The sequence below is a fragment of the Halodurantibacterium flavum genome (assembly GCF_042681825.1).
GTDB lineage: Bacteria > Pseudomonadota > Alphaproteobacteria > Rhodobacterales > Rhodobacteraceae > Halodurantibacterium > Halodurantibacterium flavum.
This window is the reverse complement of sequence record NZ_JBHUGH010000001.1, coordinates 318,667-335,110: the sequence shown is the minus strand read 5'-3', so window position 1 is coordinate 335,110 and position 16,444 is coordinate 318,667. Positions and strand designations below refer to the sequence as shown.

At 66.2% G+C, this 16,444-nt stretch carries 14 protein-coding genes; 11 read left to right on the top strand and 3 right to left on the bottom strand.

Translation table 11 applies throughout. From position 1 onward, the window contains the following. Positions 1–59 precede the first annotated feature (59 nt). From ACFSGJ_RS01475 to ACFSGJ_RS01465, 3 genes are all read right to left on the bottom strand, one after another. Positions 60–2,147 carry an extracellular solute-binding protein gene (locus ACFSGJ_RS01475; protein ID WP_390258874.1) on the bottom strand — a complete coding sequence of 696 codons (2,088 nt, stop codon included), beginning with the start codon at positions 2,145–2,147 and terminating at the stop codon, positions 60–62. Positions 2,148–2,232: 85 nt separating this feature from the next. After that, positions 2,233–2,631 (bottom strand): DUF983 domain-containing protein, encoded by a 399-nt coding sequence (locus ACFSGJ_RS01470; RefSeq protein ID WP_390258873.1) that lies wholly within the window; start codon positions 2,629–2,631, stop codon positions 2,233–2,235. Between the two features lie 103 nt (positions 2,632–2,734). Next, on the bottom strand, positions 2,735–3,799 hold the full coding sequence (locus tag ACFSGJ_RS01465) for a LacI family transcriptional regulator (RefSeq protein WP_390258872.1): 1,065 nt from the start codon (positions 3,797–3,799) through the stop codon (positions 2,735–2,737). Between the two features lie 291 nt (positions 3,800–4,090). Here ACFSGJ_RS01465 and ACFSGJ_RS01460 point away from each other — a divergent pair, with 291 nt between their 5' ends. From ACFSGJ_RS01460 to ACFSGJ_RS01410, 11 genes are all read left to right on the top strand, one after another. After that, a complete protein-coding gene (locus ACFSGJ_RS01460) occupies positions 4,091–5,332 on the top strand; it encodes an ABC transporter substrate-binding protein (RefSeq protein WP_390258870.1) in 1,242 nt (413 codons plus the stop codon). Positions 5,333–5,754: 422 nt separating this feature from the next. Further along, complete coding sequence (locus ACFSGJ_RS01455; RefSeq protein WP_390258958.1) at positions 5,755–6,582, top strand: carbohydrate ABC transporter permease; 828 nt, start codon at positions 5,755–5,757, stop codon at positions 6,580–6,582. 31 nt (positions 6,583–6,613) lie between these two features. Then, the gene (locus tag ACFSGJ_RS01450; RefSeq protein ID WP_390258957.1) at positions 6,614–7,498 is read left to right on the top strand and encodes a carbohydrate ABC transporter permease; all 885 of its coding nucleotides are present in this window, start codon (positions 6,614–6,616) and stop codon (positions 7,496–7,498) included. Continuing rightward, positions 7,495–8,577: an ABC transporter ATP-binding protein gene (locus tag ACFSGJ_RS01445; protein ID WP_390258868.1), complete on the top strand. Its 1,083-nt coding sequence runs from the start codon at positions 7,495–7,497 to the stop codon at positions 8,575–8,577. Before ACFSGJ_RS01450 ends, ACFSGJ_RS01445 begins: the two co-directional genes overlap by 4 nt. 27 nt (positions 8,578–8,604) lie before the next feature. After that, on the top strand, positions 8,605–9,351 hold the full coding sequence (locus ACFSGJ_RS01440; RefSeq protein WP_390258867.1) for a sugar phosphate isomerase/epimerase family protein: 747 nt from the start codon (positions 8,605–8,607) through the stop codon (positions 9,349–9,351). Then, positions 9,308–10,501, top strand: a complete 1,194-nt coding sequence (locus tag ACFSGJ_RS01435) for a Gfo/Idh/MocA family protein (protein ID WP_390258866.1) — start codon at positions 9,308–9,310, stop codon at positions 10,499–10,501. Before ACFSGJ_RS01440 ends, ACFSGJ_RS01435 begins: the two co-directional genes overlap by 44 nt. Before the next feature lie 1,041 nt (positions 10,502–11,542). Further along, the gene (locus tag ACFSGJ_RS01430) at positions 11,543–12,649 is read left to right on the top strand and encodes an ABC transporter ATP-binding protein (RefSeq protein WP_390258865.1); all 1,107 of its coding nucleotides are present in this window, start codon (positions 11,543–11,545) and stop codon (positions 12,647–12,649) included. Beyond that, complete coding sequence (locus tag ACFSGJ_RS01425) at positions 12,646–13,476, top strand: ABC transporter permease (RefSeq protein ID WP_390258863.1); 831 nt, start codon at positions 12,646–12,648, stop codon at positions 13,474–13,476. Before ACFSGJ_RS01430 ends, ACFSGJ_RS01425 begins: the two co-directional genes overlap by 4 nt. Next, the gene (locus ACFSGJ_RS01420; protein WP_390258861.1) at positions 13,476–14,312 is read left to right on the top strand and encodes an ABC transporter permease; all 837 of its coding nucleotides are present in this window, start codon (positions 13,476–13,478) and stop codon (positions 14,310–14,312) included. The genes ACFSGJ_RS01425 and ACFSGJ_RS01420 overlap by 1 nt, the downstream gene beginning before the upstream one ends. Continuing rightward, on the top strand, positions 14,309–15,745 hold the full coding sequence (locus ACFSGJ_RS01415; RefSeq protein ID WP_390258859.1) for an amidohydrolase family protein: 1,437 nt from the start codon (positions 14,309–14,311) through the stop codon (positions 15,743–15,745). Before ACFSGJ_RS01420 ends, ACFSGJ_RS01415 begins: the two co-directional genes overlap by 4 nt. Then, positions 15,745–16,443 carry a GntR family transcriptional regulator gene (locus ACFSGJ_RS01410; RefSeq protein ID WP_390258857.1) on the top strand — a complete coding sequence of 233 codons (699 nt, stop codon included), beginning with the start codon at positions 15,745–15,747 and terminating at the stop codon, positions 16,441–16,443. Before ACFSGJ_RS01415 ends, ACFSGJ_RS01410 begins: the two co-directional genes overlap by 1 nt. Position 16,444: the final 1 nt, after the last annotated feature.

Sequence of the window (16,444 nt, the reverse complement as noted above, 5' to 3'; positions counted from 1 at the left end):
CCCACCGGGAAGATGCGGCGGCGCAGGGCTACCCCCCGCGCCGCCCGTCGGCCAATCGCTCAGTTCAGCGCCTGATCGGCGAACCAGGTCTTGATCTCGGCTTCATGTTCGACCGCGAAGTCATCCGAGGCGACAAGGTAGGTCTGACCTGCGGGCGGGCCGTCGGCGCGGCGGGTGGCGCCGGTCACGGTCGGCTCGAACTTGCCGTCCGAAGGCGCGGATTCCGCCAGCCAGCTTTGCGTCGCCGGTTCCAGCAGCCATTCGACAAAGGCCTGCGCCGCCTCGGGACGGGCGGTGCGCGCCTGAATGGCCGCGCCACGCACCACGCCCGGCGCGCCCTCGGCCGGCCAGACCACATCGACCGGCACCTCGCCATCGGCCATCAGCGTATAGGCCACCTGCGAGGTGATGAGCGCGAGCGAGATATCCCCCGAGACAAGCGCCGCCCCGGTCGGGCCATTGGTGCGGAAAACCCGCATCCCGTTCTCGAAATAGCGGGTGAAAAGGTCACGTGCCCCCTCGTCGCCCATCGCCTCGAAGAACTGCGCCACGCAGGGATAGGCCGGCGCCGCCACGGCCGGATCGGCCATGCCGAACTGTCCGTTGAAGCGCGGATCGGCCAGATCCTCAAAGCGGGCGGGCGGGTTGTCGACCAGATCCGTGCGATAGAGCATCACGCAGGAGGCCGAGAGGCCGATCGGAAACCACGAGCGGTTCTCGGGCAGGAAGCGTTGTCCGGTCTCGTTCAGGTTGCCAAGGTTCGCGGGGGCGACGCCGCGCAACAGCGCCTCCTGCTGGTCCAGCATGTGGAAGGTGTAGGAACCGTTGTAGATCAGCACGTCCCACTGGGGGTTGGCGGCCTCGGCAGCGATGCGGGCCAGGATCTCGCCGCCCGACATCTGCACCACGTCGATCTCGCGGCCGGTATCGGCCTCGAACCGCTCGGTGATGACGCCTTCGAAATCGTTGGTGTAAAGCACAAGCGGCCCCTGGGCGTCCTGTGCGGCGGCGGGCAGGGCAAGGGCGGCGGTCAGGGCCGCGCTGCCGAGTGTGGTCTGAAACGGGGTCATGGGCATCTCGCTTTCCGGGCTTGGCTGCATGAGCGCGTCGTTGCGCCTGCCCGGCCTAGCCCCCCCATACGACAGATCTGTAACAAGACCCGGGCGCAATTCCGGGACCGCCCGTTCCCGATCCTGAACCCCCCCAACATCCGCAGGGGTATCGGGGGCGGCATCCCGGACAGCATCGGGGGCGGACGTCAGAACCGCCGCCTTGACCCGGGCGGCCAGCGTATCGGCACATAGCCGCAGGGTGGCGTTCATCCCCTCGCGCGGTGGGGACAGCAGCGTCACCGCGACCGACGGCCCCACCCAACCCGGCAGCACCGCCACCAGCCGCCCGGCAGCGAGCCCCGCCCGGGCGGCGAATTCGGGGATCAGCGCCGCGCCCTGCCCCGCCTCGGCCGCGGCCAGGAGCAGTGGCAGGTTGCAGCTGATCAGGCGCAGGTTTCCCCCCAGCCGCGTCTCGGCCGCCCCCTGACCCGCCCCCGTCATCGCCCACTCCCGCCGCCCGGGATCGCCGCCAAAGACCAGAAGGTCGTCCGCAAAGGCCGCCGGATGGTCCGGTACCGGCACCCCCGGCGCCGCGACCAGAACCAGCGGCGTCCGGCAGATCCGCCGCTGGATCAGCGCGCTGTCCCGCAACGCGCCGTCATGGGCGCGCAGGTAAAGCTCGGCCCCGCCTCCCGCAGGTTCGGGATCGCGTTCCGATATCTCCAGACTGAAGGAGAGGCCGGGATGCGCCGCGCCCAGCTCCGCCAGCCAGCCGGGCAGCACCGGCAGAAAGAGCGAGGATGCCGCGATCCCCACCTGCCCGCCGATCGCCCGGGCCGAGGGCAGCAACCGGTCCTCGGCCCGGCGCGCGGCCTCGACAACCTGAAGCCCCAGCGCATAGGCTTCCTGCCCCGCCGGCGTCAGCGCGAATTCCTCGCCCGCGCGGATCACCAGCCGCGCCTTCAGCTGCGCCTCGAGACCCGCCAGCCGGCGGCTGATCGTCGATTTCGGCAACCGCAGCGCGCGGCCGGCCTTCAGGATACCCTGATGTTCGACAATGGCCACGAAAAGCCGCAGGTCGTTGAGATCGAGCATGACGCCCCCAAAGGGGCCGGGTGCCCCCGCCCGGGCTGCCAGAGAATTGCGACAGAATTATGACAACTGGCGGGTCGCCCGGCGCTCAGGAGCCCGGGTCGCGGTCCCCGCTGGCCCAGAGAAACCCGATAAAGGCGCCCTTGACCAGCCGCAGCGTCACCAGCGTCAGCACCGTCACGCCGATCACCGTCACGGTCAGCAGCGCGACCGGGTTGTCGCGGAAGAACACAAAGCCAAACCCGAGGATAGGCACCAACAGCAGCCCGACGATGCTGATCGCGAAAAAGGCCGGCCCGTCGGCCGCCCGGTATTCGCCCAGGGGTTCGTGGCAGACATTGCATTCCGCGGCCACCCGCAGATAGCCCGAGAAAAGCCGCCCCTCGCCGCAATTCGGACAGGTGCCCATCGTCCCGTGCCACATCGCCGCGCGGCGTTCCCGCGCCGCCCTGTGGTCAGCCCCGTCGCCGGCCTTGTCGCCCGACATGCCGCCCCCCTTTTCGTCAATCGGTTACAAAACAGACATCAACGCCAACATAGCGCACATTCGGGCGGCAACCAACATACAGCATCTGGGCCTTGGGGTGTGTTCAGTCCTCCCCCGGCGCCGGGGCCGCCTGAAAGGACGGCAGCGCCACATGCTGCCAGCCCGCGGGATCGGCGCCGGCGATCACCGCCATGACGGCGCGGGCCAGAAAATCGCCCGCCTCGGTCACGTCCTCGCGCACCACGATCATCTCGCGCCGGAACCGGTGCAGAAAGGGGACCGCCTCTTTCGCCACGACGTCGAACCCGGCGCCCAGCCGCTGGCCGCGGCTTTCCGCCGCCGCGACCGCGCACATCGCCGCGTTGGTCGAGCCCGAGATGATGCCGTCGCACCAGGCATCGTCCGGTATCGCGCGCAGCGCGGCCTCGACCCGGCCGCTGCTGTCGTCGCTGCTGATCCCGTCGGCCAGCACCAGGTCGACCCCCGCCTCGGGCGCGGCGGCACGGGCGCCCTCGATCATGTGCTCGGCATAAGTCTGGCCGCGCGGAGGCGCGATCAGCAGGACGCGCCGCCGCCCCGCCGCCGCAAGCCGCCGCACCGCCATCGCGCCATAGGCCGCGTTGTCGAAATCCGCAAAGGGATGCGGGATGCCCATCGCGGTGCGGCCATGGGTGGCAAAGGGCACGCCCCGCGCGGACATATAGGCAACGCGCGGGTCCTCGGGGCGGGTCTGGTTGATGATGATCCCGTCGGCCGACCCGCTCTCGACCAGATAGCGGATCGGCTGCATCGGGTCCTCGCTTGCAAAGAAGGGGGCGACGATCAGGTGATAGGGCGTTTCCCGCAGCGCCCCCGCGATCGAATAGATCAGACGCGCGGTATGGTTCATCACGTCGTGTTCGGTCGACATGACCAGCGCGATCACGTTCGTCTTGCCGGTCCGCAGCCGCACCCCCGCCCGGTTCGGGCGATAGCCGAGGTCGCGGGCGACCTCACGCACGCGGCGCTTGGTCTCTTCACCGATATCGGGCGCATCCTTGAGCGCGCGCGACACCGTCGCCACGGCCAGCCCCGTCCGCTGCGCGATGGTCTTGAGCGTCGGACGCCCCTCGCCCGCGTCAAGGCGGTGGTCCGGGCCCGTCGGGGGCGAATCATCTGTCATCGTCATCGGCGCCGCAGCTTGTTTCCCGACCGTCATCTTGCAGCCCCCGACGCGAAAGTCACGGCCCCCGCCGCACAGCCCCTCGCGCCTTCGACAGGACAGGGACCCTGACCCGTCGCCCCGCAACCCTCCGCCACCGCTTTGGAAAAGGGGCTGGTCAAGGGGGCTATCTGCGGGGCTATCTGCGCGCTAAAGTTGTTAACGACTGGCATGAAATTTTCCTTGCTAGCGGCAACATCAACGTTATAGTTTTTCCTATAACGATTTAGATTAGCGTCTTTGCTCTGGGAGGAGAAGATGAAACGTTACCCCTACGGGTTGTGTGTTGCGGCCCTGTCACTGCCTTTCGCGACCTCTGCCACCGCGGCCAATCTCGAAATCACCCATTGGTGGACCTCGGGCGGCGAGGCAGCAGCGGCTTCCGAAGTCGCGCGTCTTTTCGAGGAAAGGAACACCGGCCACACCTGGGTCGACGGCGCGCTGGCCGGCGGGTCGGGGATCGCGCGGCCCATCATCATCAGCCGCATCCTGGGCGGCGACCCGATGGCCGCGACCCAGCTGAACCATGGCCGCCAGGCCGAGGAACTGGTCGAGGCGGGGCTGATGCTCGACCTCACCGAACTGGCCGAGGCCGAGGGCTGGCGCGACATCGTGCAGCCGGTCTCGCTTCTGGATGCCTGCACGGTCGAGGGCCGGGTCTATTGCGTGCCGCTCAACATCCATTCCTGGCAGTGGCTCTGGCTCTCGCATCAGGCGTTCGAGGATGCGGGGCTCGAGGTGCCGACCAACTGGAACGAATTCGTGGCCGCCGCCCCCGCCCTGCGCGAGGCAGGCAAGATCCCGCTCGCCATGGGGATGCAGCCCTGGCAGGCCAACGGCACCTTCAGCGTGATGGCCAGCGCCATCGGCGGGCTGGATGCCTGGACCCGCGTCTATGTCGACAAGGACGCGGACACCGCCCGTGGCCCCGAATTCGCCGCCGTGTTCGAGGCCGCCGACACCGCCCGCCAGATGTCCGCCGGCACCAATGTGCAGGACTGGAACCAGGCCACCAACATGGTCATAACCGGCACCGCCGGCGGTCAGGTCATGGGTGACTGGGCGCAGGGCGAATTCGCGATGGCCGGTCTTGTCGCGGGCGAGGATTACACCTGCCTTCCCGGTCTCGGCGTGAACGAGATCATCTCGACCGGGGGCGATGCGATCTACTTCCCGGTGAACCGCGACCCGGCGGTGCAGGAAGGCCAGTTCGCGCTCGCCTCGCACCTGATCTCGCCCGAGGTGCAGGTGGCCTTCAACCTGCGCAAGGGCTCGCTGCCGGTGCGCGGCGATATCGACATGGCGGCGGCGAATGACTGCATGCAGCGGGGCCTCGAAATCCTTGCGCGCGGCGACACGCTGCCGGATCTCGCCATGATCATCACCCCTGACACCCAGGCCCAGATCGAGGACCTGATGGTGGAATTCTGGAACGACAGCTCGATGACCCCCGAGGCGGCGCAGGAACGGTTCGCCGATATCATCGCCAGCGCCGACTGACCGTTCCGGATAGGCACGGGCCGCGGGCGCCTCCCGCCTGCGGCCCGGCCCCTTTGCCTCGCATCGCTCATCCCAGGTTCCGCTTGACTCATCCGGACAAGACCAGACCCGACGGGGCCGAACCCCGCAACCCCGACCCGGACCAGCCCGAAGCCCCCCGGCCCGAAGCCGCGGCCGACGGCAGGCCCGCACCCCATTCCGAAGCTCCCCGCCCCGGACCTCGGGCGCTTCCGCCCTCGCCCGAGGCCCCGCCTCGCCAGAACCGAACCCAACCGGAAGGAGGCCCGATGTCCCCGACCCCCCGCCCCGCGCTCGCGACGATGGACCCCGCGCTCGATGCGGCGGCCGGCCGTCCCGAACAGGCCACCCGGCGCCCGCCCCGGCTTTTGCGCAATCTCAGCGCCAAGATCGCGGCCCTGCCGATGATCGCCACGGCGCTCGTGATCTTCGTCGGCTGCACGATCTGGACGGTGGTGCATTCCTTCACCTCCTCGCGCCTTCTGCCGCGCACCGATTTCGTGGGGCTCGCGCAATACGAACGGCTCTGGTCCACGAACCGCTGGATCGTCTCGATCGAGAACCTCGCGATCTTCGGGTTCTTCATGATGGTGCTCAGCCTTGTGATCGGCTTTCTGCTCGCGGCCCTGCTGGACCAGAAGATCCGCTTCGAAAGCGTCTTCCGCACCGTCCTGCTTTACCCCTTCGCGCTCAGCTTCATCGTGACCGGGCTTGTCTGGCAGTGGATCCTCAACCCGGATTTCGGGGTGCAGGCGATCGTACGCAGCATGGGCTGGACGGGCTTCACCTTCGACCCGCTCTATAACGCCGATATCGTGATCTACGGCATCCTGATCGCCGGCCTCTGGCAGGGCACCGGCCTTATCATGTGCATCATGCTGGCCGGCCTGCGCGGCATCGACGAGGAGATCTGGAAGGCCGCCCGCGTCGACGGCATCCCCACCTGGAAAACCTATCTCTTCATCATCATCCCGATGATGCGGCCGGTCTTCGTCACGGCGCTGGTGCTGATCGCGACCGGCATCGTCAAGGTCTACGACCTTGTGGTCGCCCAGACCTCGGGGGGGCCCGGCATCGCGTCCGAAGTGCCGGCGAAATACGTCTATGACCACATGTTCCGGTCACAGAACCTCGGTCAGGGCTTTGCCGCCTCGACCATGATGCTTCTGTCGGTCGCGATCATCCTCATCCCCTGGGCCTATCTGCAATTCGGAGGAAAGCGCCGTGGCTGACATCCCCCTGACCGGGCCCGTCCGGGCGCCGATGCGCGCCGAGCCGCGCGGCCCCCGCCCCCGGCCCCGGTTTTCGCGCCGCAACATCCTGATTTACGGCACGCTGGCGCTCGTCTCGCTCTATTACCTCCTGCCGCTCTATGTGATGGTGGTGACCTCGCTCAAGGGAATGCCGGAAATCCGGCTCGGCAATGTCTTCGCGCCCCCGGTGGAAATCACCTTCGAGCCGTGGGTCAAGGCCTGGTCCGAGGCCTGCACAGGCCTCAACTGCGACGGGCTCAGCCGCGGGTTCATGAACTCGGTGCGCATCCTGATCCCCTCGGTGATCCTCTCGGTCGCCATCGCCTCGGTCAACGGCTATGCCCTGTCGCACTGGCGCTTCCGCGGGTCTGAGGTGTTCTTTACCATCCTCATCGTGGGCGCCTTCATCCCCTATCAGGTGATGATCTACCCGATCGTGATCCTGCTGCGGGAACTGGGGCTTTACGGCAGCATCTGGGGTCTCGTGCTCGTGCACACGATCTTCGGGATGCCGATCCTCACGCTTCTCTTCCGCAACTACTTCGCCGCCCTGCCGGAAGAACTGGTCAAGGCCGCGCGGGTCGACGGGGCGGGCTTCTGGGGGATCTTCTTCCGCATCATGCTGCCGATGAGCCTGCCGATCCTCGTGGTGGCACTGATCCTTCAGGTCACGGGGATCTGGAACGATTTCCTCTTCGGCGTGATCTACACCCGGCCCGACAGCTACCCGATGACGGTCCAGCTCAACAACATCGTCAACTCGGTGCAGGGCGTGCGGGAATACAATGTCAACATGGCCGCGACCCTTCTGACCGGGGCCGTGCCGCTCCTCATCTACTTCGTTTCCGGCAAACTCTTCGTGCGCGGCATCGCCGCGGGCGCCGTAAAGGGATGACCCAAATGCAAAGCATCTCCATCCGCGACCTGTCGCTGTCCTTCGGGGGGCTCACCGTTCTCGACACGCTCAACCTCGATATCCGGGATGGTGAGTTTCTGGTGCTCCTCGGCCCCTCGGGCTGCGGCAAGTCCACGCTCCTGAACTGCATCGCGGGGCTTCTCGATGTTACCGAAGGGCAGATCTTCATCAAGAACCGCAACGTGACCTGGGAAGAACCGGCGCGGCGCGGCATCGGCATGGTGTTCCAGTCCTACGCGCTTTACCCGCAGATGACGGTGCGCGGAAATCTCAGCTTCGGACTGAAGAACAAGCGGATGCCCAAGGCCGAGATCGACGCCCGCGTCGACCGCGCCGCCGAGATCCTGCAGATCGGCCCGCTGCTCGACCGCAAGCCCTCGGCGCTGTCGGGCGGGCAGAAACAGCGCGTCGCGATCGGCCGCGCGCTGGTGCGCGACGTGGACGTGTTCCTGTTCGACGAACCGCTCTCGAACCTCGACGCGAAACTGCGCGCAGAACTGCGGGTGGAACTCAAGCGGCTGCACACCCGGCTCGGCAACACGATGGTCTATGTGACCCATGACCAGATCGAGGCGCTGACACTCGCCGACCGGATCGCCGTCATGCGCGGCGGCGTGATCCAGCAGCTTGCCGACCCGCAGGTGATCTATAACCGCCCCGCGAACCTCTTTGTGGCGGGCTTCATCGGCTCGCCGGCGATGAACTTCGTCAACGGCTCGCTGGTGCAGGGGGGCGCGGCCTTCCGCTATGGCGACCAGCTTTTGCCCACCGCGGGCTATGAGGGCGGGCCGCTGCTGGATCTCGGCCGCGCGATCCTCGGGCTGCGTCCCGAACACCTGACGCTCCATTCCGAACCGCAGCCCGGCGCGATCCCCGCGGTGGTGGAGCTTGAAGAGCCGATGGGCGCCGACAGCCTGGTGTGGCTGCGCGCCGGGACCGATGCAGTCACCGTGCGCGCCCCTGCCGACCGCCGTTTCGGGGCGGGCGAAACGGTCTGGATCGGGCTCGACATGGGCCGCGCCTCGATCTTCGACGCGAACAGCGAAGCCCGCCTCTGACGCCCTTTCACATCCAAGGAGACCCGGATGACCGCCTTTTCCTATCAACTCTGGAGCTCGCGGAACTTTCCGCCCCTGACCGAGACGCTGAAACTCCTCGCCTCGCTCGGCTATGTGCAGGTCGAGGGGTTCGGGGGCATGTTCACCGACCCTTCCGGCGTCAATGAGCTTGAAGCCGCGCTGAAGGCAAGCGGCCTTTCGATGCCCACCGCCCACCTGCCCCTGCAGATGGTCGAGGATGACCCCGACCGCGTGATCGCCATCGCCCGGCGACTGGGGCTGCAGAAGGTCTTTATCCCCTATCTCGTGGCCGAGGATCGCCCGGCCGATGCCGCCGGCTGGCGCGATTTCGGCGCGCGGCTTCAGGCGGCGGGCGAACCCCTGCGGGCGGCGGGCCTCGGCTTTGGCTGGCACAACCACGATTTCGAATTCGCCCCCCTGCCCGACGGCACCATCCCGATGGAGGCGATCCTCGCGGGCGGCCCCGATCTGGAATGGGAGGCCGACATCGCCTGGATCGTGCGCGGCGGCGGCGACCCCTTTGACTGGATCGCCCGCCACGGCCGCCGCATCACCGCCGCCCATGTCAAGGACATCGCCCCCGCGGGCATGAACACGCATGAGGATGGCTGGGCCGATCCCGGCCACGGCACCCTCGACTGGCCGGCGCTGATCGCCGCCCTCGACAACACCAACTGCCAGTTTTTCGTCATGGAGCACGACAATCCCGATGACCACCACCGTTTTGCATCCCGCGCCATCGCCGCTTTCTGAGGCCGGCTCCGACCGGCTCCGCCTCGGCATCGTCGGCTGCGGCAACATCTCGCTCACCTATCTCACGCTCGCGCCACTGTTCCGCGGAATCGAGGTGGTGGCCTGCGCCGACCTGAACCCCGTTGTGGCCCAGGCCCGGGCTGACAGTTTCGGCATCAAGGCCCATAGCGTCGACGACCTGCTGGCCGATCCGGCCATCGACATCGTGGTGAACCTCACCATTCCCGACGCGCATTTCGCCGTGTCGCGGGCGGCGCTGATGGCCGGCAAGCATGTCTATTCCGAAAAGCCGCTGGTTCTCAGCATGGCCGAGGGGCTGGAGCTGCGCACGCTGGCCGCCGAACGCGGTCTGCGGGTCGGCTGCGCGCCCGACACCTTCCTTGGCGGGTCGCACCAGTATGCGCGCCACCTGATCGACGAAGGCAAGATCGGCGACGTCGTCGCCGGCGGCGCCGCGGTCATGTCGCACGGGATGGAACACTGGCACCCGAACCCCGACTTCTTCTTCCTGCCGGGCGGCGGGCCGATGCTCGACCTCGGGCCATATTACCTGTCGAACCTGATCAACATGATCGGGCCAGTGCGGCGGGTGGCGGCGCTGGCCAATGCGCCGAGCCCCACCCGTACCATCACATCGGAGCCCCGGAACGGCGAGGTGATCCCGGTGCGCACACCGACGAACATCCACGCGCTGCTGGATTTCGCGAATGGCGCGACCTTCACGATCTCGACCAGTTGGGATGTCTGGGCGCACAAGCGCGCACACATGGAGCTTTACGGCAGCGAAGGTTCGCTTTTCCTGCCCGATCCCAACTTCTTCGGCGGCGCGGTGGAACAGGCGGGGCGCGGCGGCGCCATCCAGCCTTCGGCCGTATGGGACCACCCGTTCGGCGTGCCGAACCAGACCCACGGCGAGGGCCGGCAATTGGCGAACTACCGCACTGCCGGCCTTGCCGACATGGCCGCGGCGATCATTGACGGGCGGCCGCATCGCTGCTCGCTCGATCTGGCGCTGCACGGGATCGAGGTTATGACGGCGATCCTCGCCTCGGGTGAAACCGGGCTCTTCGTCGCGATGGAAACAAGCTGCGAGCGTCCCGAGGCCCTTGGGCCGGCAGAGGCGCAGGCACTGCTGTTGCCCGCCGCCTGACGCGCCGGCCCAAGGGTGGCGCCCCGGCCCGAGCGCGGGGCAACCCAGAACCCGGTCTGCCCGCATGGGCAGGCCCCTCGTCCATGACCCCCGCCCGGCCCGGCGGGGGTTTTTCCATTGTGTCTGCCGGATAGAGGCGCCGAAAGTCCTGCTTTGACCGACCGCCAAGTGGTCCCATTCCTCGCATCCAATACCCACCCGCAAGGGGGGACGCGTCGTGCCAACGAAAATCGCAGGTGGCGGCCTCAAAAGGTGAGGGATCGCAATTCGGCCAAATCGCTGCGATGCGCCAATCGCGCCCACCCCCATGCGCCGCTTCCTCGGAAAGGACCACCACTTCAACTGCGGTGCTCTTCACGTCGGGCGGTGTCGAGGAGATGTTTTCGCGCCTGGCCGCGGCCTTCCCGGCCGGCGTCGAAGCCCTCGCAGCGCAATATGACACGGTTCTGGTCAGGTAGGACCTGCCTTTGGAACTTGCTGTCGGTTCAAGCCGGGAAATTGGCGGAACGACAGAACTGAACTCGCTTCAACTCCCAGTAAGGGAACTCGCCATGCAATGGAAAGTCCGGCGGATGATCGATGCTGACCCAGCCGGACCCCAAGCGCGAAAAGCCGGACGATGTCCGGGGCGAGAGGCACTCGAGAACCACCGAAGTCTCGGTACCGATCCGGAAGGCCCGGTTCGCGGGAAATCGGGGGGAGGTCCTTGCTTCAGGGGCCGTACCGTGGTGGAAAATTGGCATGACTTCATGGTGTCGGCCAAGGTCACATGAGCGTAGGGCGGCGCCGAGCGTAAGGCTGCGTTCGACATGGTCCACTGACACTCGTACCCAGACATGCCGCAGTTGGAGAGTGGATCCCCCTCATCCAGCCTGACAGGGAAACCCCCCTCCCGGCGAGCCATATTTCAGGGGTCTGTCAGGCCCGCCGCGTGTTACTTTTCCCGATCCGCAGATAATATACGAAACTCTGCATATAGCATATTGTTTCCTTGTTCAGGACGTGAATAATCGTGTTGTACAAACACGAAGGGGTACGGCCGTGGAGAGTTCCTTCAGCACCCAGCATGCAGCGGTTGGCGGCAGCCCCGTGCGCCTTACGGGGCTGTGCAAGACCTACGGGACCTTCACCGCCGTTCACCCGCTGGACATCGACGTGCAGGCGGGCGAATTCCTTTCGTTCCTTGGACCCTCCGGATCCGGCAAGACAACGACACTGATGATGCTTGCCGGGTTCGAAACCCCGAGCGGCGGCCAGATCTTTGTTGGCGACCGAGAAGTGACGCATGTGCCCCCGGCGCGGCGCAACATCGGAATGGTTTTTCAGAACTATGCCCTCTTTCCGCATATGACGGTGGAACAGAACGTCGGCTTTCCCTTGCGGATGCGCGGCATCTCTGGCCGCGCCCGGGCAAGGACCGTCGCCGGCATGCTGGAGATCGTCGGCCTGTCGTCCTTTGCCGGCCGCTATCCTGCCCAGCTTTCGGGTGGCCAGCAGCAGCGCGTGGCCCTTGCCCGTGCGATCGTCTTCCGCCCCCCCGTTCTGCTGATGGACGAACCGCTGTCGGCGCTGGACAAATATCTTCGCAGCCATCTTCAGATCGAGATCAAGCGCATCCAGCGCGAACTGGGTGTCACCGTCGTCTATGTTACCCATGACCAGGAAGAGGCGATGACCATGTCCGACCGCATCTGCGTGATGCGGGACGGCCGGATTGCCCAGATCGGCCAGCCTGAAGCCCTGTATCGCGAACCGCAGGATGAATTCGTCGCAGGCTTTCTGGGGGAGTCCAATCTGGTGAAGCGCCCGGTCCTTGCCGCCGCAGACGACACTGTCACGATCGACATGGGCGGCGGTGCCGTCACCCTGCCCACACGCAGCCGCGTCCCCGGCAAAGAGGTAAAGGTGCTGGTCCGGCCAGAACATCTGCGCTTTCATCCCGACGATCAGGGACCCGCGATGGTACACGACGTGACTTATGTCGGCGATCACCGCCGCTATGACATCACGTTGCCGGACGGCACCGCACTTTTGTCCAAGGTGCAGATCAGCGACGGATCTTCTGCCATATCCCGCGGAACCCGGCTCAGCCTGGACTGGCCCGTGGGCCAGATGCGCGTCTTTGCCGACGGACAGGCGCTGTCATGAAACGCATCTCGCCAAGTCCCGCGCTGCTTGTCGTGCCGCTTCTGGCCTTCCTGCTCGCCTTTTACGTGCTGCCCGTGATCCTGATGCTTGGGCGCAGCGCCGGCCCGGAAGGCGATTTCGCACCTTATGCCGCGGCGTTCGGCTCCGAGGTCGTGATCAAGGTTTTCAGCTACACGGTAAAGATCGCGGTCGGCACCACATTCCTGACGCTGATCCTTGCCTATCCCCTGGCCTATTTCATCGTCACGACCGGCGAGAGGACGGCCCTGATACTGATGGCCATCGTTCTGATCCCGTTCTGGACCAGCATCCTGATCCGGTCCTATGCATGGATGGTGCTGTTGGGGCAGCGTGGAGTGATCAACGGCTTCCTGATCTGGATCGGGGTGGTGGAGCAGCCGATCAGGATGCTGAACACGACATTTGCCGTTTATATCGGCATGATCCACGTGCTTTTGCCGTTCATGATCCTGCCGATCCTGTCTACGCTGAAGGGGATTGACGGCCGCCTTGTGTCGGCCGCCGAGAACCTGGGCGCGGGACCGGTGGCCGTGTTTCGCCATGTCATCCTGCCGCTGTCGATGCCCGGCGTCGTGGCCGGCTGCATTCTGGTCTTTGTGCTGGCGCTTGGCTTTTACATCACGCCCGCCCTGGTGGGCGGCCCTTCGGACATGACGCTGTCCATGCTGATCGCGCAAGAGGTCGATCTTTACCGTTGGGACACCGCCTCGGCCATCGCCGCGATCCTTCTGGTCACGACGCTGCTGGCGCTGCTGGCCGTCAGCCGGGTCCTGAGCATGGACCGAATTCTGGGGGGACCGCGATAATGCAGCACCGTTCGATCCGTGTTTCGGGACCGGTGACGCAGGCCGTTCTGGCCGTCATGGCTTTCGCTGTCGCGCTTTTCCTGATCCTGCCGATCTTCGTGATCGTGCCGACCTCGCTTTCGGCGGGGAGCTTTCTCAGCTTTCCACCTCCCGGTTTCAGCCTCCAGTGGTACGAGCGGCTGATCTCCCGGCCCGAATGGCTGCGCTCGGCCTGGCTGAGCATCTGGATCGCCCTGCTTGTGACGGTGGCCGCGACGATTCTGGGAACCCTGGGGGCACTCGGGCTTGTGCGAAGCTCCTTCCGGGGCAAGAAGCTGCTGCTCGCCCTCATCCTTTCGCCGTTGATCATTCCGGGGGTGATCGTCGCGATCGCGATCTACTTCTTCTATGCCCGGGTGAAACTGATCGGCTCTCCGGTGGCCATTGCGGTCGCGCATACGACGCTGGCGGTTCCGTTCGTCGTCGTGAACGTGTCCGCCGCGTTGCAGGGGCTGGACCGGCGGCTGGAAATGGCGGCGCAAAACCTCGGGGCCAGTTCCCTGCGCACCTTTCAGCTTGTCACCCTGCCAATCATCCGGCCCGGGATCGCGGCGGGGGCTCTGTTCGCCTTTATCACCTCCTTCGATGAACTGATCGTGGCGCTTTTCATCTCGGGACCCAGTCAGGTCACGCTGCCGCTGCGCATGTGGGAAAGCATGCGCTCGTCGCTGGACCCCACGTTGGCCGCGGTCTCCGTCATAGCGATCACGGTTTCGATCTCGTTGTTCTTCACCTCCTCCTGGCTGCAGTCGCGCGCGCGCCGGCGCAACGGGACCAACAGCGGGGACAGCACATGACGCCCAGGCGAATTCTTCTGACCTGTGGCTGGGTAATCGCCTATCGGGACGGCGCACATCGGCTGCTGCGCAACGGATCGGTCGTGATCGAAGGGTCTCGCATCGCCCACGTTACCGGCGGCAAGGTCGAGGGCACGTTCGACCAGCGCATCGACCTGCCGCAGGGTCTGCTTACGCCCGGGCTGATCGACATGCACGCGCATATGACCAGCGCGCCCTACGACCGGTCCTATGTCGAGGACGTGGGCAAGCCGGGCTTCTATTTCTCGGGCCTGCCGGAACTCCTGCCGGCGATGGGCGCGGCGATGGACGGCGACGCCGAACGCGCGGCTGTGGACTTTTCCATGGCCGAACTGACCCGTAGCGGCACCACCACCGTGTTCGAAATCGGCTGGCTGGGCGACTACACCGCCGACGCGGCAGAGCGTGCCGGTCTGCGCGCCTATATCGGCGAGGGCTATGGGTCGGCCCGCTGGCGTACGCGCGACGGACGCCGGATGCAGTATGACTGGAAGCCGGACGGCGGGATGGACGGGCTGGACGCCGCCGTCGCCTTTGCTCACCGCGTCGATGGCCGGGCCGGCGGGCGCATCAGGGCCATGCTTACGCCGATGCAGGTCGCCATGGCGACGCCCGAACTGCTGGCGCGCACCCGCGCCGTGGCCGAGGAACTGGACATCCCCATCACCCTGCACACGGCCGAGGCGGTGTTCGAGTTCCAGGAGATGATCCAGCGCGAGGGCATGACGCCGGTGGAATGGCTCGCAAGCCAGGACTTCCTTTCGCCGCGCACGATCCTTGGACACACGATCTTCACCTCGGGCAACTCGTGGATCAACTATCCGGGGCGGGATACCCAGATCCTTGCCGAACACGGCGCCTCGGTCGCCCATTGCGCCTGGGTCTTCGCCCGGCGCGGGATTGTGATGGAGTCATTCGCGCGGTATCTGGATGCCGGCGTCAACATGTGCCTTGGCAGCGATACGGCGCCGCAATCCATGCTGCGGGCGATGCGAGCCGCGTCGATCCTGTCCAAAGTTGCGGACCGGGACTGTCGCGTCGCCACCGCGCGCGAGGTGTTCGACGCCGCCACCCTTGCGCCCGCGCGGGTTCTGGGACGTGACGATCTGGGCCGGATCGGCCTGGGGGCCAAAGCTGACCTGCTGATCTGGGACATGGCCGGCTTTTCGCTTGCGCCCATGCGCGATCCGCTTCGGAATCTTGTATTCTATGCCGAGGCGGAGGACCTGCATCATGTGATGGTCGACGGCGAATGGCTGATGGCGGACCGCAGGCTTCTGCGGGTTGACGGGACGGGCGCAGCGCGTGCATTGCAAGAGGCGGCTGAACGCATCTGGTCGCGGATCGGGCCGGGCGATTGGGCCGGACGCCCGGTCGAAGAACTGTCCCCGCTGGAGCTTGAGGAGTTTTGATGATCCCGCCCACGCTGCCCGAACTTCGGGAGGAATCCGACAGCCAGGTCGATCACGCCTACGAAAGGATCGAGGATCTGATCGTGATGTTGGAGCTCGCCCCTGGGTCGCGTCTGGTCGAGGCGACGCTGGCTGCGCAGCTTGGCATCGGCCGCACCCCGATACGCGAGGCATTGCTGCGGCTGGCCGCCGACGGCTTGCTGATCTGGCTGCCCCGGCGCGGAATGGTGGTGCGCGACATCAACTTCCCGTTGCAGATGAAGGTGTTGGAAACCCGCCGCGCGCTTGAAAGCGTGCTGGTCCCGGCAGCAGCGCGACGCCGCAGCCGCGCCGAGGCCGAGGCGGTCGAGCGCGTGGTCGCCCATTTCCGGGAACTTCTGGGGACGGGACAAAGCCAGCTACTCCTGCGGTTGGACAGGCGCTTCATCCGGCTTCTGGTGGATCTGTCGCGCAACCCTTTTCTTGGCCAGATCCTGCCGCTCTATTCCCTTTCGCGTCGCTTCTGGGTGGCCCATCGCGACCTTTACCTGCGGCACTACCGCGAAGAGACCCTGACCGAATTCCACATCGCGATCGGTGAGGCCGTGGCCGAAGGCGACGAGGCCAAGGCCGCGGAACGCGTTGGTCAGTTTCTGGATCACGTCGAGGAATACACGATCTACCTCGGCGCGCAGCTTTCCGAGAGCGAAGGGAAATAAG